This window comes from Streptomyces sp. NPDC058001 (genome assembly GCF_042886315.1).
Classification (GTDB): Bacteria; Actinomycetota; Actinomycetes; order Streptomycetales; family Streptomycetaceae; genus Streptomyces.
This window is the reverse complement of record NZ_JBHVQT010000023.1, coordinates 66,782-83,426: the sequence shown is the minus strand read 5'-3', so window position 1 is coordinate 83,426 and position 16,645 is coordinate 66,782. Positions and strand designations below refer to the sequence as shown.

The 16,645-nt window shown below is 67.7% G+C and carries 19 protein-coding genes and 4 pseudogenes; 9 read left to right on the top strand and 14 right to left on the bottom strand.

The features are described from left to right. Positions 1 to 122: 122 nt before the first annotated feature. The 4 genes from ACFVT5_RS40830 to ACFVT5_RS40815 all read right to left on the bottom strand — a co-directional run bounded on the left by ACFVT5_RS40830 (position 123) and on the right by ACFVT5_RS40815 (position 2,919). Complete coding sequence (locus tag ACFVT5_RS40830) at positions 123 to 275, bottom strand: hypothetical protein (RefSeq protein ID WP_389899112.1); 153 nt, start codon at positions 273 to 275, stop codon at positions 123 to 125. Continuing rightward, positions 275 to 721: a Tn3 family transposase gene (locus ACFVT5_RS40825; protein ID WP_389899110.1), complete on the bottom strand. Its 447-nt coding sequence runs from the start codon at positions 719 to 721 to the stop codon at positions 275 to 277. Before ACFVT5_RS40825 ends, ACFVT5_RS40830 begins: the two co-directional genes overlap by 1 nt. Before the next feature lie 222 nt (positions 722 to 943). Then, positions 944 to 1,459 carry a hypothetical protein gene (locus ACFVT5_RS40820; RefSeq protein WP_389899108.1) on the bottom strand — a complete coding sequence of 172 codons (516 nt, stop codon included), beginning with the start codon at positions 1,457 to 1,459 and terminating at the stop codon, positions 944 to 946. Between the two features lie 479 nt (positions 1,460 to 1,938). Next, the gene (locus ACFVT5_RS40815; RefSeq protein WP_389899106.1) at positions 1,939 to 2,919 is read right to left on the bottom strand and encodes an ArsR/SmtB family transcription factor; all 981 of its coding nucleotides are present in this window, start codon (positions 2,917 to 2,919) and stop codon (positions 1,939 to 1,941) included. 89 nt (positions 2,920 to 3,008) lie between these two features. On the opposite strand from ACFVT5_RS40815, the gene ACFVT5_RS40810 reads away from it, so the two are divergent. After that, positions 3,009 to 4,325, top strand: coding sequence for an MFS transporter (locus tag ACFVT5_RS40810; RefSeq protein WP_389899104.1), 1,317 nt, complete (start codon positions 3,009 to 3,011; stop codon positions 4,323 to 4,325). A 183-nt stretch (positions 4,326 to 4,508) separates the two neighbouring features. Beyond that, a complete protein-coding gene (locus ACFVT5_RS40805; protein WP_389899102.1) occupies positions 4,509 to 5,093 on the top strand; it encodes a DinB family protein in 585 nt (194 codons plus the stop codon). 99 nt (positions 5,094 to 5,192) lie between these two features. Here the strand turns inward: ACFVT5_RS40805 and ACFVT5_RS40800 are convergent. The 3 genes and pseudogenes from ACFVT5_RS40800 to ACFVT5_RS40790 form a co-directional block, all read right to left on the bottom strand. Further along, positions 5,193 to 5,456: pseudogene (locus ACFVT5_RS40800) on the bottom strand (Tn3 family transposase); the annotation flags it as partial. Between the two features lie 19 nt (positions 5,457 to 5,475). Then, positions 5,476 to 6,504 (bottom strand): MMPL family transporter, encoded by a 1,029-nt coding sequence (locus ACFVT5_RS40795; protein WP_389899100.1) that lies wholly within the window; start codon positions 6,502 to 6,504, stop codon positions 5,476 to 5,478. 218 nt (positions 6,505 to 6,722) lie between these two features. Further along, positions 6,723 to 7,715 (bottom strand): aldo/keto reductase, encoded by a 993-nt coding sequence (locus tag ACFVT5_RS40790; protein ID WP_389899098.1) that lies wholly within the window; start codon positions 7,713 to 7,715, stop codon positions 6,723 to 6,725. A 122-nt stretch (positions 7,716 to 7,837) separates the two neighbouring features. On the opposite strand from ACFVT5_RS40790, the gene ACFVT5_RS40785 reads away from it, so the two are divergent. Further along, positions 7,838 to 8,467, top strand: a complete 630-nt coding sequence (locus tag ACFVT5_RS40785; RefSeq protein ID WP_389899096.1) for a TetR family transcriptional regulator — start codon at positions 7,838 to 7,840, stop codon at positions 8,465 to 8,467. Positions 8,468 to 8,524: 57 nt separating this feature from the next. Beyond that, a complete protein-coding gene (locus tag ACFVT5_RS40780) occupies positions 8,525 to 8,806 on the top strand; it encodes a DUF3631 domain-containing protein (protein WP_389899094.1) in 282 nt (93 codons plus the stop codon). Between the two features lie 62 nt (positions 8,807 to 8,868). Here ACFVT5_RS40780 and ACFVT5_RS40775 read toward each other — a convergent pair whose 3' ends face one another. The 5 genes and pseudogenes from ACFVT5_RS40775 to ACFVT5_RS40755 all read right to left on the bottom strand — a co-directional run bounded on the left by ACFVT5_RS40775 (position 8,869) and on the right by ACFVT5_RS40755 (position 10,880). Further along, the gene (locus ACFVT5_RS40775; RefSeq protein WP_389899091.1) at positions 8,869 to 9,018 is read right to left on the bottom strand and encodes a hypothetical protein; all 150 of its coding nucleotides are present in this window, start codon (positions 9,016 to 9,018) and stop codon (positions 8,869 to 8,871) included. Beyond that, positions 9,015 to 9,743 (bottom strand): hypothetical protein, encoded by a 729-nt coding sequence (locus tag ACFVT5_RS40770; RefSeq protein ID WP_389899088.1) that lies wholly within the window; start codon positions 9,741 to 9,743, stop codon positions 9,015 to 9,017. The genes ACFVT5_RS40775 and ACFVT5_RS40770 overlap by 4 nt, the downstream gene beginning before the upstream one ends. Before the next feature lie 47 nt (positions 9,744 to 9,790). Continuing rightward, entirely contained in the window at positions 9,791 to 10,150 is a 360-nt protein-coding gene (locus ACFVT5_RS40765; protein ID WP_389899085.1) for a hypothetical protein, read from the bottom strand. A 153-nt stretch (positions 10,151 to 10,303) separates the two neighbouring features. Continuing rightward, positions 10,304 to 10,732, bottom strand: a pseudogene (locus ACFVT5_RS40760) (alpha-L-rhamnosidase C-terminal domain-containing protein); the annotation flags it as partial. Positions 10,733 to 10,751: 19 nt separating this feature from the next. Continuing rightward, complete coding sequence (locus ACFVT5_RS40755) at positions 10,752 to 10,880, bottom strand: hypothetical protein (protein WP_389899082.1); 129 nt, start codon at positions 10,878 to 10,880, stop codon at positions 10,752 to 10,754. 307 nt (positions 10,881 to 11,187) lie between these two features. On the opposite strand from ACFVT5_RS40755, the pseudogene ACFVT5_RS40750 reads away from it, so the two are divergent. Further along, a pseudogene (locus tag ACFVT5_RS40750) lies at positions 11,188 to 12,307 on the top strand (tetratricopeptide repeat protein). 1 nt (position 12,308) lies between these two features. Here the strand turns inward: ACFVT5_RS40750 and ACFVT5_RS40745 are convergent. After that, a complete protein-coding gene (locus tag ACFVT5_RS40745; RefSeq protein WP_389899080.1) occupies positions 12,309 to 12,614 on the bottom strand; it encodes a hypothetical protein in 306 nt (101 codons plus the stop codon). 117 nt (positions 12,615 to 12,731) lie between these two features. Here ACFVT5_RS40745 and ACFVT5_RS40740 point away from each other — a divergent pair, with 117 nt between their 5' ends. Further along, positions 12,732 to 13,364, top strand: a complete 633-nt coding sequence (locus tag ACFVT5_RS40740) for a hypothetical protein (RefSeq protein WP_389899077.1) — start codon at positions 12,732 to 12,734, stop codon at positions 13,362 to 13,364. A gap of 322 nt (positions 13,365 to 13,686) precedes the next feature. Further along, positions 13,687 to 13,803: pseudogene (locus ACFVT5_RS40735) on the top strand (IS5/IS1182 family transposase); the annotation flags it as partial. Between the two features lie 20 nt (positions 13,804 to 13,823). On the opposite strand, the gene ACFVT5_RS40730 reads toward ACFVT5_RS40735, so the two are convergent. Then, entirely contained in the window at positions 13,824 to 14,762 is a 939-nt protein-coding gene (locus ACFVT5_RS40730; protein WP_389899074.1) for a zinc-binding dehydrogenase, read from the bottom strand. Positions 14,763 to 14,880: 118 nt separating this feature from the next. On the opposite strand from ACFVT5_RS40730, the gene ACFVT5_RS40725 reads away from it, so the two are divergent. Then, positions 14,881 to 15,495, top strand: coding sequence for a TetR family transcriptional regulator (locus ACFVT5_RS40725; RefSeq protein ID WP_389899072.1), 615 nt, complete (start codon positions 14,881 to 14,883; stop codon positions 15,493 to 15,495). A gap of 709 nt (positions 15,496 to 16,204) precedes the next feature. Further along, positions 16,205 to 16,645, top strand: a complete 441-nt coding sequence (locus tag ACFVT5_RS40720) for a hotdog domain-containing protein (RefSeq protein WP_389899070.1) — start codon at positions 16,205 to 16,207, stop codon at positions 16,643 to 16,645.

Below are 16,645 nucleotides of genomic sequence, written 5' to 3'. Positions count from 1 at the left end.
TACGTCGGATCGGCGCGGGCTTCGGGCGCCCAAGGATCTCGCGGCGCTGTGTTCCGAGGCGATCGTGATACCCCTGCCGGATCACAGGCCGTGTATGTAAGGGATCCCCAACCGGACACCGGTCAGCTCGTGCTGAGCGGGAGTCTGCTGGTCATATTGAGTTTCACCTCGCCGTAGGGCCGGACGTGGGACCAGAACAACGGGGTCAGGCCGCGCCGGTCCGCGGGCGTGAGGAGGCCCGCCCACTCCGGTTCGCCGAGGATGTCCTGGAGCATCAGGGCAGCATGGCCGCGTAGGTGGGGTGGGAGGCGTTGCGGGTGAAGCGGCGCAGGATCGCCTCGGTGGACGCGGTGCGGGTCCGGATCGCGGTGACGTACTTGATCATCTGGTCGTACTGCTGGGCGATGAGTTCCCAGCGGATCGGCCGGGTCAGCGCCGGGGTGAGCTGCGGGTAGGCGTCCGGTTCGCCAGCCACGGGCCGGTACAGCTTCACCTTGTTGATCCGCTTGATGCGCGGCAGTAGGTCGAAGTTCAGCAGCCTCGTGATGCCGAACCCGATCTCCGACTGGCCATGACTGTCGGTGTAGTTGGCCTCGACGTCCATGGTGGTGCCGTGCCGCATCGCGCCCTCGACCATCGCGGCGACCTCGGAAGCGGTGCAGTTGATCAGCTGGGAGTGGATGGCCAGGGACTTCTTCCCCGCGTGCCAGTAGATGAGCACCCCACGGCCGCCGTAGCGCGAGTGCCACTGTGCAACATCCCGCGAGTTCCACTGAGTACGGCTGCCCCCCCTGCCCCTGTGGCCAGGTGCTTCTACCTCTTTGCGGCGTCTTGTCGTCTGGTGACGTAACTTCGGGATTCTTGAAGCGTCCTCACTGTGTCCGACCGGTATGCCGTCAGGCTGAAGGTGAGGAGGCTGGGTTGGCGCTGGTGGTGAATGTAGTCAGCGGTAGTCGTCGGGGTGGTCCCGCATCCAGACGTTTATCCGGTCGCGGACGCCGATCAGCTGTGTACGGTGCGTCTCCAGGTTCTCCGTGGAGGTGTCGCCGTCGAGCGTCGTGCGGAGGCCGTCGATCCACGCGATGGGCTCGGGGAAGTGGCCTGGGCCTTTCGGGTCCGCCTTCATCGCCGCATCGAGGCCCATCACTTCTTCGTGGACCCTGCCCAGGAAGTACGCGCAGTCTCCCGAGCCTGGTGTGCAGGCGTCGTTGAGTGTGGCCTGGAGGCCGGCGAAGGCGTCACGGACCAGTTCCGGCCCCGGGGACGCCGCCGGGGTTGGGCTGACGGCGGCGTTCTCCTGCACGGTGGCGTCCGCAGGTGCCGGGGCGGACGAGGAACGGGAGGTGTCCCGCGTCCCGACGCCTCCGGAGGTGTCGTCCGTGCCCGCGGAACAGGACAGCAGACAGGCCGCAGTCACCGCGGTGAAGATCGCCGTACGCCGGACACGCCGAATCTGCATGAAGCCCCCCTCGTAGTGATCACAGCGACTCTACTGAGGGTGGGGAGGGCCAGGTCTTGCGAGTGGTCCGATACGTCGGCCGCAGTGTCGGCGCGTAAGTACGACATCCTCGAACACGGTGCCGGAACACCGGCAAGGGCGACGCTGATGTCGCCCCCGAAGCGCTTCGACTCGCTCACCACCTCGTGTTCCACCCACCCACGGATTCACCAGCCTGAAGCACACCGGTGGACCCGTGGGTTCGCACTGAAGAACCTTCAGTTTCCGCGAACCGCCGGGGCTCTCCGGCCTCGGAGAACATCGGTACAGCGGCTATCGGTGAGATTGATCATGGTCCGGGCGGCCTTCGCGCTTCTGCGCTGGTTGCGCCGGCCGCGTATCCGCTGGGAAATCCGCGCCGACATCCACCAGGCATTCCTCACCCTCGGCCGCGCAATCGTCTGCTGGCGGCGCCTCAAAAGCAGTCCTGATCCGATCCCTCAGCCCGTACCGCCTACCAGTGCCTCGCCGAGCGGGGTGCGCCGGTAGAGCACCGACCGTCCGGACCGGCCGCGGACGAGCAGTCCCGCGCCTCGCAGGATGGCGAGGTGGTCTCCCACCGCGCCGGGTGTCATGGCGAGGCTTCGGGCGAGGTGGCTGGTACTGGCCGGGGCGTCCAGCGCCAACAGCAGCCGGGCTCGGGACCGGCCGACCAGAGCGGTCAGGGCGTCCGGTCGGGGGACGCTCTCCTGTTCGCCCCACAGGGCGGCGGTGCCGCGGGCACGATAGATCAAGGTCCTGGGCCAGGGGTCTTCCAGGTGGGCGGCGATATTCGCGACGAAGACCGAAGGGATCAGCAGGAGCCCGTTGCCGGCGAGGCGGACTGTTCCGACTTGAGGGAAGTGGCCGATCTCGATACCGCCGGCTTGCCAGGCGATGCTCGGGTGCAGGCTCTCGATGGTCGTGACCCATCCGTGTTCGCCGATCACACCCACCCGGTGCACGACGTCGCGCTCACAGATCGCGCGCAGTTGCGGCCAGTCCGTGGCGAGCAGCTCGTGCCAGGCATGGTCCATCGCCTCGGCGATCCTGGAGACGGCGTCCGTCGAGTCCAGCACTGCGCGTACGCGGGGATCACGGGCGGACGGGCCGGTCGCGTTGGTGGCGATTTCGTGGCGGGCCGCTTCCAGCGGTGTGGCCCGGATCATGGCTAGGTCGTCTGCCCAGGTCTGGTTGAGGCCGCGCGGGGGCGGGGCGACGAAGTTCGGTCCGGATTGCGGGGTGTGCAGGGCGAGGGCGGCGTTCAGTTCGCTCTCGCGGCGAAGCCGTTCAAAGGCCGGCAGGAGGCGGGTGGCCCAGGCTCGCGGCAGCGGCCGGTCTTGGCCGGCGAGCGAGCGTAGCAGGAAGCAGAGGTCCATCGCGGGCGACAGCGCGAAGCGGCTGCGCAGCAGGTCCTCGACGGAGACTTCGAAGCGGAGCACCGCGCCATGCTACCGAAGGACGTCTGTTCCGATTCGTCCAGCGACGAATCATTGGTGAGTGGCGTGGGCGCACGGTGAGGGTGGGCGTCATGATCCCAACCGCCGGACCCGCGCAGGGCAACCACCGTGCCACCTACCGGGATGTGCTGGCCGAGCCGCGATTCCGGCTGCTCTTCTCAACCCGCACCGTCGCGATCACCGCGGACGCGCTGCGGATCACCACGTTCTCGGTTCTGGTCTTCTCGGCCACCGGCTCCGCGCTGCTGAGCGCACTGGCCTTCGGCATCGGCTTCATTCCGCAGCTGTTCGGCTCGCTGCTGCTGGGCTCACTGGCCGACCGGCTGCCGGCCCGCGCGCTCATCACCGGCGGCTACGCCTTGACGTGCGCCGCCGCTCTGCTGCTCGCCCTGTTGCGGATGCCGGTCGCGGCAAGCCTTGGTGTCGTGGCGCTGGTCGCCCTCGCCACACCGGTGTTTTACGGCGCGTCGAGTCGGCTGGTCGCGCAGTCGCTGGAGGGCGACGCCTATGTACTGGGCCGTTCACTGAACAACATCGCTGCCTCCGGCGCGCAATTGTTCGGTCTGGTGCTGGGAGGTGCGGCCGTCGCGGTACTCGGCCCGCGCCGGGCGCTCGCGGTCAGCACCGCCCTCTACCTCGGCTGCGCGCTCGCTGTCCGCATCGGGCTACCCCGGCTGCAGCTGGGAGAGTTCGGCGACACACCCGGCAGCGCTCGGGGCGATGGCGGCACCGTCCGGGCAAGCCTGCACGGTGCCGGCCTGCTGCTGCGCAAACACACGGTGCGACGACTGATGCTGGCCCAGTGGCTACCCGTCGCATTCGTAGCGGGCGCGGAAGGTTTGATCGTCGCCTACGCGGGAGGACGCCACTTCGCGCCCGGCTGGTACGCGGTGCTGATGGGCTGTCTGCCGGTCGGCATGCTGGCCGGTGATCTGCTGGTGGGTCGACTGCTGCGGCCGCCCACCCGGGAGCGACTGGTGGTCCCGTTGATTGTGCTGATGGGACTGCCGCTGGTCGGCTTCGCGGCCGAGCCCGGAGTGGGTGTCTCGTCCTGTCTGCTGCTGCTCTGCGGCTTCGGATTCGCCTCCGGTCTCGGCCTGCAACGGCCGTTTCTGGACGCCCTGCCGCAGGATGGCCAGGGCCAGGCCTTCGGTCTGCTCGGCTCCGGAAGCATGACGCTGCAGGGCGTTGGGCCGGCCGGCTTCGGCGCGGTGGCCGCAGGCATCGGAACAGGCGGCGCAATCGCCCTGGCAGGCGGTGCGGCGGCGCTTACCGCCGGCTGGATTCTCACCTGGCACCCGCCCACCTCACCGGTCCCCGTCCCGAACTGCTCAACGGGATCAGAGAACGGCACCGAACAGCATGCGTGTAGTTCTCCTGCGCAGTAACCGTCGCCGGTCGAGTCGGCCGCGAGCCGTCACGCACCCCACCCCCACCCCACATCTCTCTGACAGACAGTCATTCCCGGTAGTTCATCGTGTAAGGAGTCCTTAAGCCTCGGCTCTGTCAGCCGTTGCGGACCACGTACGGGATCTTGAGACCACGAACAGTCCATGGCAGGCTCATGCCGCATGATCGATGATTTCGCGAAGGACAACCTGCACGGGAGACTGCGGCGGGACCGCGAGGCGCTGCTCTGGAAACTCGACGGCTTGTCCGAATACGACGCCCGCCGGCCTTTGACAGCGACCGGGACCAACCTCCTCGGCCTGGTCAAGCACGTGGCCACCGTCGAGGCCAGGTACTTCGGCGAGGTCTTCGACCGCCCTTCCCCGGAGCCGCTGCCCCGGTGGCAGGACTCCAACGGCAGCGATCTGTGGGCGACGGAGGACGAGACCCGCGATCAGATCATCGGGTTCTACCGGCGCACGTGGGAACACTCGGACGCGACGATCAACGAGCTTCCCCTCGACGCCCCCGGCCACGTGCCGTGGTGGCCGGAGCCTTATCTCAACACGAACCTGTTCGCCGTCATGACCCATGTCCTCGCCGAGACCGTCCGGCATGCCGGGCACGCCGATATCCTGCGCGAGGGCCTCGACGGCCGGACCGGGGTGCGCGCCGAACACGAGAAGCCGATCGACGAGGAAGCCCGTGCCGCCTACTGCGCGAAGATCGAGCAGGCCGCCAGATCGGATGCACCAATCGAGGCTTAGTCGAATGTATCGGGCAACCTGACATCGGCTCCCCTGCCGGCGCTTGCGATTTCCGAGCACCCGGCCACCTGATATGCCCGCGTCACCCGATGTGGGCGTTCAGTCCGCGCGTTCGTCGTCCTCGTCCAGCTCGGGCGCGTCCGGGTCGCGCAGCGGGCGCAGGCCCTGGGGCGGGGTGGAGGGGGTGAAGCTGTAGCGGCCCAGGACGTTGAGGTTCTTGAACTTCAGCGGGGACAGGCGTGCGACATCCTCATCGCTGATCTCGTGGCCCTCGGCACGCAGCTGGGCGACTGCGGCGTCGATGTACTTCGTCGTCCAGAGCACGACAGCGTTCAGCAACAGTCCCGGCGAGCCGAGTTGGTCTTATCCGAACTACCCCAGCTCAGCGGCGGGTCTTGAGCTCGCCCTTCATGATGCGAGGTCCGACGAGTCCCAGGACTGCCGGCAACAAGGTCAGAGCGACAAGGACCGCGACGGCCACCGCGAAGGCCGCGGCCAGGCCGATGGTGACCAGCGACTTGATCCCGATCACGGTCAGACCCGCCAGCGCGATCATCACGGTCAGGCCGGCGAATACCACCGCCGAACCTGCCGTGCCCAGCGCTCGCCCGGCGGCCTCCTCCGGCTCCTGCCCGCGGCGCAGCTCGCCGCGGTAGCGGGAGACGATGAACAGGGCATAGTCGATGGCCACCGCCAGGCCCAGCATCAGCGCCAGGGTCGGGGAACTCGAACTCATGTCGAAGACCGCCGTGGCCATCGTCAGCATGAGAACTGCCGCGCCCACGCCGACGATCGCCATCAGTAGGGGCAGCCCGGCCGCGAGCAGCGAACCGAACGTGATCACCAGGGTGACGGCGGCGACCGCGACCCCGATCAGCTCGGCCGGGCCGGTGCCCGCCTTCCCCTGTACGGCGTTGCCGCCCATGTTCACCGTCAGCCCGGACTTCTCGCCCCGCTCGGCGACCTGGCGCAGGGCGTCCCGCGCGGCGCCGCTGACATCGGACTCGGAGACCTTGTAGGCGACCTGTGTGTAGGCGATGCTGCCGTCCTCGCTCACCAGACGGTTGGCGTAGGGGTCGGCGACGCTCGCCACCTGGGGTGCCGTCCTCAGCTTGGCGACCAGCGCCTCGATGTCGGACTTGTTCGTGCCGGAGGCGAGCGTCTGCCCCTCCGGTGCCTCGAAGACGACCCGGGCCGTGGCGCCGTCGGCGGATGCCTGCGGGAACTCCTTGTGCAGCAGGTCGATCGCCTGCTGCGACTGCGTGCCGGGAAGGGTGAAGCCCTCGGTCGTCTTGCCCGAGATGGTGCCCGCACCGATCCCGACGGCGGCCAGGACGACTATCCACAACATCAGAACGAGCCGTCGTCGCCGGAAGGCGAACCGGCCCAGCCGGTTAAGGAACGTGGCCACGGAAGTACTCCCACGGAAGAGGGGCTGCGCTGAGCAGGGCCGATGAGGCCCGGTCACCAACCTAGAAAGGGCCGCGGCCCCTCCACAGGACGCAAAGGGACACACTTCGCGGCCGGCACTCTCCTCCGAAGGTAGGAAGGGCGCTCATCCTCGGGGCCCATCCGTCCGCCTTCACGCAGCGCTGCGTGTCCGGTCGTCCCCGGCGGCGCACGGGCGCGTCAGTCCGTGCGGAAGCCAGCCATGATCGAGGCCGGGTAGCGGGCGCCCGCGGAGCCCTGGGGGAGGATCTCCCGGACACGGGCGAGGTCGGCCTCGTCGAGTGTCATGCTCGCGGCGCCTGCGTTCTCCTCCAGGCGTACGGCGCTGCGGGTGCCGGGAATCGGGACGACATCCTCCCCCTGGGCGAGCAGCCAGGCGAGGGCGAGCTGGGCGGGGGTGATGCTCTTGGTCGCGGCGAGCTTTCGGAGCTGCTCGGCGGCGTTGAGGTTGTACGCGTAGTTCTCTCCCTGCCAGCGCTCGTCCCAGCGGCGCATGTCGCCCTCGGGGTACTCGTCGGCCGGCTTGACCACTCCGGACAGGAAGCCGCGGCCGAGTGGCGAATAGGGCACCAGGCCGATCCCCAGCTCCCGCAGGACCGGCAGGATCTCGTCCTCCACTTCGCGCTCGAACAGCGAGTACTCGTACTGGAGGGCCGTGACCGGGGTGACGGCGTGGGCGCGGCGGATGTACTGCGAGCCGACGTTACTCAGGCCGAAGTACCGCACCTTGCCCTCGGCCATCAGTTCACCCACGGTGCCGGCGACCTCATCGGCCGGTACGTCGGGGTCCGAGATGTGCTGATAGAAGAGGTCGATCCGATCGGTACGGAGGTAGCGCAGGCTGTTCTCGGCGACCCTGCGGATGTTCTCCGGGCGGCTGTTGACACCACGCCCCGGCGTCTCGCTGGTCATGTCGAAGCCGAACTTGGTTGCCAGGACCACCTCGTCACGGAATCCCTCGACGGCGTTGCCGAGCAGCGTCTCGTTGCTGCCGGTGCCCTGGCCGTACAGCTCGGCGGTGTCGAAGAAGTCGACCCCGAGCTGGTGGGCACGGCGGATGGTGGAGATGCCGTCCTCGTCGCGGGAGGGGCCGTACGCCATGGTCATACCCATCACGCCCAGCCCGAGCGCGGAGACGCGCAGTCCCTGCTGTCCCAAGGTGCGGTGCTGCATGAGGTCACTCCTCGTATCGTGTCGGCGACCCCCGAAGGGCCAAACCGAACTGTTTGGTATGAGCGTATGTCCGGGTGTCGCACGATGCAAAACCGAACGGTTCGGTCGCCTATCCTGGACCCATGCCTCGCTCCACCACCCCTGGCCAGAGTCCGGACGCCGCCGTCGCGGGAGAGTCCGCCGACTCCACCCGCCGACGGATCGTCGCCGCGGCCAAGGAGGAGTTCGCCCGGCACGGTATTGCCGGCGCCCGCGTCGACCGCATCGCCAAGCAGGCCAGGACGAGCAAGGAACGGGTCTACGCCTACTTCCGCAGCAAGGAAGCCCTGTACGCCCACGTCTCCGAACGCGAACTGACCGCGCTCATCGAGGCCACACAGCTCGATCCGGCCGACCTGCCTGGCTATGCGGGCATCCTCTTCGATCACTTCACCGCCCACCCCGACCATTACCGCCTGATCACGTGGGGTCGCCTGGAGCTGGACGAGTCCGCCGCCGACCTCACTGCTCCGCTCCAGGCCACCATCACCCGCAAACTCGACCAGCTCCGCGACGCACAGCACCGCGGACTGCTCGATCCCGCCTGGGACCCGGTCGACGTCCTCGCCCTGATCAACCAGATCGCCACGACCTGGGCAGGTCAGCCCGAAATCGGCGCCGCCGCCGAGGACCAGGCCGCGGACCCGTCCACAGCCGCCCGCCGCGCCGCATTGGTGACAGCCGTCGAGCGTCTGTTTCCGCGCACCAACTGAGACCCCCGGCGCTCGGCCGGTCGCTCGTCCGAGAACTCCTCGTCACGGAGCTTCCGGATGGCGGCAAAGCGTGCAGGGGCCTTTCCTGAGCCAGAGGGCGTGCAGGAAGGCGCCTGCCGCGATGATTGCCACGTACAGCGGGGCGACGACCACCTCGCCGATGTAAGGGAATCACTACTGGCCATCGCGGACGCGGCCGGCAGGGACTGGTTGGAGGGGGCCCACGAAGCGTGCGTGACGTTGGTCAGCACGTGGAGATCTTTCCAGAGCATGGGTGTCCCGTCTCAGACGATCTGGCTTCGATGGGGGCCACTGACCTGTGGCGACCAGGTCAGATGAGACGCCGAGACGCGGGAATCTCAGGTGAAGTGGTCCCGGGCGGGTGAATGTTGGATTCCGTCTCAGTTGATCTGGTCCGGCTCTGCTGTTTCGAACTGATACCACGCCTGGGTCGTCAGCCATGACTGGTAGTCCCGGAAGATCCTTCCGAGGCCGTCGGGCTGTGCTCGTGCGTCGAAGAACTCGCCGAGGAGACGGTGGAGTGCGGTCACGGCTGCGGTGTCGGCCTGCTGGGTGAGCGGGTGGGTCCACCCCCGGGGGCGAGGCGGCGGACGAGGATGGGCCAGGTCAGGTCGTGTCCTGCGCCGCGGCGGACGACGAGCCATTCCTGGAAACCGGCAAGCATGTTCCAGTCGCTTCCGGCATCCAGGCCGAGGACGAAGGCGGTGGTTGTGTTGAAGGTGCCGTCGAGGCCGTGCCGGGCGGGCTCGCGGCGGACTGCGATCAGCAGCGCCCGGTACTGCTTGAACACGGCGGCGTGGAAGGTCTGCTGGGTGGCAGCGAGGTAGTTGCCTGTGGTGAGTTCAGTGTGGCTGATCAACGTGTCCGGGTTCTTGAGCGGGTGGCTGGACATGTAGCGGTGAACTGTTCCGTAGGAAGCGGCGGCGTCGTGGTCGGCCAGCAGCTTCTCCCAGACCTCTCTCACGGTGGGGAGCCGGCCGGCGTGCATATTGGCGTACTTGTCGAGGATGGCGTCGATGGTGGGGCCGAGGCGTTCCTTGGCAGGGCCGACGATAGGGGGCCGCTTCTTTCGGGGCGGCGGCGTTGGCGATTTCAGGGCCTGCCGGACCGTGGCATGGCTGACGTGGTGGCGCTTCGCCAGGTGAGAGACCGGCAGTTGTTCGGCTTGAGCGTCCTTGCGGATCGCCGCGAAGAGCGCGGGCTTGCCTTCGGCCCTCGTGAAGCGGCGCCTGGGCTTGTCGACAGTCTCAAACAAGCTGGTCAATGCAGGTCAGCAGAAGTTCGACCACTCCCGCGCCATCATCAGGACCGGAGGCACCGTGCCTGTGGGTCATAGCAGTTGAGGCCCATTGACGAAGCCACCTCGGCCGCGTAGGCGGATGCCTCCTCCGCCATGCTCCAGCGCATCGGGAAGTAGATCAGGGGGCCGCTCGCCTCGCCGATAAGCGGACCGGTCGACCACGGCGAGATGTCGTCCTCGTCTTCGGTGAGATCGGGCCATCGTTCCAAGAGTGCAGCGACATAGGCCGCGATCAGCTTGGTCGGAGCAACGTCGGGCCCGTCCGCGTCGATGTACTTGTCGTACAGATCGGTGAAGCACTGGCCCGCAGCAGCGTCGTCTGCAGGCCGCTCGCCTTCCCAGACCGCAAGGTCATAACTCATGGGCGAAGCCTGCCATCCAGCACCGACAGAAAGACCGCCGGACCAGATCGCCTGAGACGCCGAGCGAATCGGACCAGATCGTTCAAGACCGGGACCAGATCCGCTGAGACGGGACAATGGGCGGAGCGGGCCCGACCCGACCCGACTGAGCTGTCACAACGGTCTTTCAGCATGGCCGACACGATGAGGTCGATGTGTTCTGGTGGCCGTGTCAGGGGCGGGGACTGGAAGCGGAACATAGACCACCGCGCCAGTCCCCGGCCCTACTGAGGAGTTCCGTACGGTCTGTCCGGCACTGCTCGTCTTCGCCGTCCAGGCGTAGGAGCCAGAGCGGGTGATGCGGAAGACGGCGTACTCGGCATTGAAGACCGTCTTGGTTCCGAGGTAATGGGCCTTGTGTCCCGACTCCTGCACCGCGCGCTTGCCCGCCGTGAGTGGTACGAAGACTTCAGCTTGCTTGCCGGGTGAGGCGACGGCCAGCCTGACATCGCCTGAGGCGCTGTTCTTCCGGTACTGGACGTCGATGTGGCCGATCTGTGAGGGCACTCTGGTCTTGATGGAGAGGAAGCGGCCGGGTTGCGGGACGACCTGCCAGGTCGCATCAGGCGTTCTTGTACTCGGTGTCGTCGGCGCTGTCGAAGCTCTCGGTGCCCAGCGTCACGGTGACGACGGCGCCGGCGTCCAGGACGACGGGGGCCACGTAGACCGGGGTGGTGGTGTTCTCGCCCATGGCGGACTTCCTTCCGCTCTTGCCCGGCTTCGGTGTCGCCGGGCTGATGACCATCAGTCAACGCGCAGACGCGGAACGTGCACAGCTGCCGGAATGTCTGCCATCTGTAGGCCAGTTGTGAACCAGGACCGACGATCGGGCCGGACATGACCATCGGGGAGCGCATCCCCCGGCGCGTGAAGCACGGCGCCCCAAATGCAGCCAGGAAAAGCTCGCGGATGAGCTGTCGATGGCGCGCTGGGGGAAGACCGGGTTCTGTGACCGGCAGCAGGTCTACCGGTGGGAGAAGAGCATCAGGGCTCCCCGGGTGTGGCTGCCGTTCATCGAACAGGTTCTCGGCGTGGATCTTTCCGAGGACAATGGGGGCCGACTCGCCGATACCGTGACCTCGGTGCTGCTCTTGGGAGGCGGCGACGTGGACGTGGACCGGCGGCAGTTCCTCGCGGCGTCCGCCGCCGTCGGCCTGGCCGCGCTCGACCTCCCCGACGCCGAGGCGGTCACCCGGCGTATGAGGCATCCCGGGCCGGTCGCGGTCGGCATGGGCGAGGTCACCGCGGTCCGCACGATGACCACCACCCTCGGTGACGCAGCCTCAGAACTCGGCGGCGGTCACGCCCGTCACCTCGCGGTCCGGTATCTGACGGTGGACGTCAAGCGGTGGCTGGACGGCCGCTACATTGAGACGACCGGCCGGGAACTGTTCGCCGCAACCAGCGAACTGGTCCACCTCATCGGCTGGATGGCCCGCGACGAGGGCAACCAGGGCCTGAGCCAGAAATACCACCTGCACAGCTACCGGCTCGCCGCCGAAGCCGGGGAGAACGAACTCGCCGCCACAGCCCTGCGCGGACTCGCGGACCAGGCCATCGACCTCGGCCACATCCCCACCGCCGTCCGGCTCGCCGAGGCATGCGAACAACGCGGCCGGAAGCTGGCCAACCCCAAGGCACTCGCGTACTACCGCAATACCTACGCCCGCGCGGCAGCCGCCGACGGCGACCACACCACCGCCGCCAAGCTCCTCACCTCCGCCCAGAACGCCATCGAACACGCCCCCGCTCTGCCGGGACAGTCCTGGGCGAGCCACTACAGCCCTGGCAGATGGGCGCACGAGTCAGGCATGATCCACGCCCGGCTCGGCGACCTCGGCGCCGCCGAGGAACACCTCCACCTCGCCCTCGACATCCACGGCCTCGACCGCAAAAGGACCCTGGGCGATCGTGCTCGCCGACCTCGGACACGTCCAGCTCAAACGCGGCAACACCGAGACCGCCCTGGCCACTTGGAGCACATTCCTCGACTGCTCCGACGGCGTGCAGTCCGTACGGATCAACGACGGCCTGACCAACATCGCCGCCCGCCTGCCCTCGATCCCCGGCAACCCGGCCGCCGACGAACTCGGCGAACGCATCGCCGCCCGCGCCTGAGTCAGGTTGTACAGACGGCTACCGAGCCACGGAGTCGCCGGTGTGAGTCCTCGCCTCGGCCTTCACGTCCGCCTCGGCGGTCGACACGAGACAATCCCTCCGCCTTCGCGTACTCGGTGACCGCGGCCTGGACGTCGCGAGCGCGGTCCCGCCAAGTGCTCCAGGCCGTCTCGTACGTGCTGGTCTGCTCATCGCTCCAGGGTGCTGCCGTCGGCCGGCCATAGGAGTCGCGCAGTTGCCGTACTTGCGCGTTCGCCTCGTTGGCCGCGCGCTGCATCTCCACCAGTTCATCGAATGTGTGTGCCACGCGGATCTTAGGTAGGCATCGTGGGCGATATTCAGTGGCGACCCGCCGCCAGCCTGTCGTTCGTAGAGCTACCGTGGCAGGGTCGACGTCCGCCGGTCGCTGCGGGTGCAGCGGGACTTGACCGGGCACTTGCCGCAGTCCTCCTTTGAGAACCTGGCCTGGACACAGGGAGCGATCGCCGACGGCGTGGTCAGGGCACCGGTATGGTCCGGCATGACCCACGTGATCACTGCCGCGTATCCTGACGACGCCGCGACGTTGGGGCCCTTGCACCTGCGGAACTGGCTGCACAACTACACCGACGCAGGCGCGGGGATCGATGAGTCCTGGATCCGTGAGCACCGCGGTTCGTATGCCACTGCGGAAGGCGTCGCCCGGTGGCGGGAGTTCATCGACGTGGCAGACCAGCACCCGCATCCTGCCCCGCACTTCTGCCGTGTCGTCCGGTTCGGGACAGAGATCGTCGGTTACCTCTGCGGCCACTGGGAGACATCGGAATCGGTCACCCTCGGACCGATGTATGTGCTGGACCACGCACAGGACTATCCGTTCCTGACCCGACGCCTGCGCGAATGGTTCCTCTTCCGAACCATCGCACTGCGGCAACCGTGGCGTCCGGGACGCCCTGCTCGACTCATCCGACTGGCTCCAACTCAAAACAGCCGAAGCGGCGAACGCCGCCGCCCCTCGAGATCCTCGCCGACCGTGGCCGCACCAAGCGGATCCGCAACACCGCCCGGGCCAACCTGAAACAGCAAAGGAGACACTGACCGCAGTCAACTCATCGACAAGTCTTTTCTATTACTCAAGGCCCTTGCGGCCAAGCACCGTTCATCGGTGCCGAAGATGAGTGCCAAGCGCAGAGCCAGAATCGACACTCTCGGCGGGCCCCGAGTCTGTTTCGAGGCCCGCATCGAGCGGAGGAATAGGAAACTACTGGTGGTGCGGTGCGGTGGAATTCCACTCCAGCGGCAGCGGGCGGCGGAAATCGCCGACCGTGAGCCGGTCCGGGTGAACTATCCGCAGAAGGAACTCATTGCGAGGCTCCTGTCACCGCGCGGCCGACCCAACCTCCTGGCCGGCAGGCTGCCGACACCTCCACCGCCGCTACGAACGAAAACCAGAGCACTTCCTCGCCTTCACCGCCATCGCTGCAACCCTCATATGCCGTCGTCGACCGGTCACGTGAGAGGGCGTGTGGAGCTGATGTCATCCAAAGGTGGCGACCAACCGCCCGATGACTTCGCCGCGCTCAAGCCGGCCGATTCCGTCGGCGATCTCCTCGAAGTCGATCTCGGTGATGCGCGAGGACAGCTTGCCATCGGCAACGAGGTCCAGTACCGCCACGCAATCTTCCTTCGTCCCGGCCTGTGAGCCGACGAGTTCGACCTCGTTGAGGGTGAGCGCCTGGAGGTCGATCTCGGCGCGTGCGCGGCCGAGTCCGACCTGGACGATCCGTCCGCCGCGGCGGACGGCATGGATCGCGCCGTCGGTGGTCGTTCCGAAGCCGGCGAAGTCGATGACCACGTCGAGGCCCTCGCCGGCGAAGTCGGTGATGTCGCTGGCGACCGTCTCGGCGCCGAGCGAGCGGGCGAAGTCGTGCACGCGGTGGTTCTTCTCGGCGACGAAAACGCTCGCGCCGAGTGCGAGCGCGGTCTGTGCGCCGAGCGAGCCCAACCCGCCGAGGCCGATGATCCCGACTCGGGAGCCGGCGGAAACTTTCCCCTGCACCGAGACAGCGTGATAGGAGGTGAGACCCGCGTCGGTGGCGGCTGCCGCCTGGTCGAAGGGCACGCCGTCCGGCAGTGCGACGACGAGCCGTTCGAGGACGACGACCTCGTCGGCGAATCCGCCGTTCTTCGACGTTCCTGGTCCTTCGATGGCCGCGGGGATGACGACTTTCTGGCCTACGGTGAACTGGGTCACGGCGGGCCCCACGGCAGAGACTGTGCCCGCGATCTCATGACCGAGCGTGATCGGACGGAAGGGAAGCAGGGGCGTCAGAGTGCCGTCGAGAAATCCGACATCGCTGTGGCAGAGTCCGGCGGCGCGGACATGCACGACGAGTTCGTCCGCGGCAGGTGTCGGTGTCGGCACCTCGCTCAGGATGAGAGGTTTTCCGACTTCGGTGAACTGCCATGCGCGCATCGTCTGCTCCTTGGGTGCCTGTCTCCAGGCGGGTGACTGGTGTGGTGGCCGCGTTTCCGGCAACCGCCCGAAACCATACTGGTACCGCGTCCCAAAAATACTCCCCTAGGCTCGGCCGATGACTACCTCCCGTCCTCGCCGCGGGCGACCGCGGGCCTCGTCCCGCGAGGCCCTTGAAGAGATCGCCTTCGAGATGTTGCTCCGCGACGGCTACGAGGCGACGACACTCCAGGCCATCATGACGGCCGGCGGCGTAGGGCGGTCGACGCTGTTCCGCTACTTCGGCTCGAAGGCGGGAATCGTGTGGGGCGAGTTCGACCGCGCCGTCGAACGACTGCGCGAGGCCCTCTACGGCGCCGGCGACGTGCCCGTCATGACGGCTGTCCGCTCGGCGGTCGTCCGCTCGACGCGTCTGTCGCAGGCGGCGGCACCAGACTCGTGGCTCGACCGTTTCCGCGTACTCGACCGGGACCCCGCGCTCATTGCGGAGACTGCCGCGCACTGGCGCGTATGGGCGGAGACGGTGAGCCGGTACGCGGGTGAGCGTACCGGTCTCGCCGCGGGCGGTCCGGTCCCGGCCGCGATCGGCGGCGCCGTACAGGCGGCCTACGTCGCGGTGCTCAGACGGTGGGCCGAGGCGGATGAGGAGGTCGACGTCGACGAGCTGGACATCGCGCTGCGGCCGGTCACCGATGCGTTCCAGACAGTCCTCGACGGCACGACGCGGGGCTGAGCGGAAGGCTGCGAGGCCCGAGGCAGATTTGTGGGGCTGAGTTCCGACATCCGGATGCTCTATGCGCGACTACCGGCCGGCCGTCGTTGTCAGCGAGGCGCTCGAACTCGCGGAAAGGGGTGCGGGATTCCGGCGAGCTTCGCCTCCAGCGGCCCGTCTCCAAAGCCGCGGTCCAGGACTATCGTGCGGCCGCGGACGCGCTGGCCGAGCACGGCATGGACGTCACCGTCACTCTGGGGCCGCGGGGCTGGTTCAGCTCGGCGACCGGGCCTGTGTCACCGCCGCGCCGCAGCCGTCGCACGCCTCGGCGGGCCGAGTGCGCACCGTCGGCTTCGCGCCACATGCAGTCCCGACCACGCCGCGTCTGCGCCGTCTCGAAGGGAGGTCTGCGCTGGGTGGACAGCATCGGCTTCGAAGTGGTCGCGGCGGTGGCTGGGAGGCACCTGGCCGAGGTGGCGCATCGGCCCGCGACCTGCGTCAGGGTGTGCGCACCACGCGGTCTCAGGAGGCCGAGGCGAGACCAACGTCCTGCGGGCTGGAGGCCGCACCTGCCATGGTCGCGATTCGATCGGACGGCAACATGCCTCACGTGGCGAGTCATTGGCCGTCGATGGGTGAACACCTGCTATCAAGAATGGTCAGCGTGTTGGGTCAAAAAGTTGTCTCTTGTACCTAACCTAATAGGGCTACATGCCATACGCTCTCTGTGATGCGCTCGATCGCCACCGCAGGGGAGAGTGATGCCCGCATGTTTGACGTGAGGTCCGCTGACGACGAAGCGATGATCCGGCTCAGGCTTGCGCCGAGCGACGCCCGATACGCAGGCAACTTGGTTCCCGGCTCTAAGGTCATGGAGATCTTCGCTGATCTCGAGACCGAGCTCGCGCTGCGCGAGGGCGGTGACGAAGGGCTGTGCGCCGCGTACGAGTCGGTGGAGTTCACCGCACCGCTGCGGGCCGGGGACTACGTCGAGGGCATCGCGCGGGTGGTCGGTTCGGGACGGCGTAGCCGGAAAGTGGAGGCGCGGGTATACAAGGTGCTGGGCGTAGACGACAAGGGCGCCCGGATCGACCTTCCCGAGCCCGTGCTGGCGGCCACCGCGGTCGCGACCATCGTGATACGCACCCTCGACCGCGCCGGGACCGTCTGA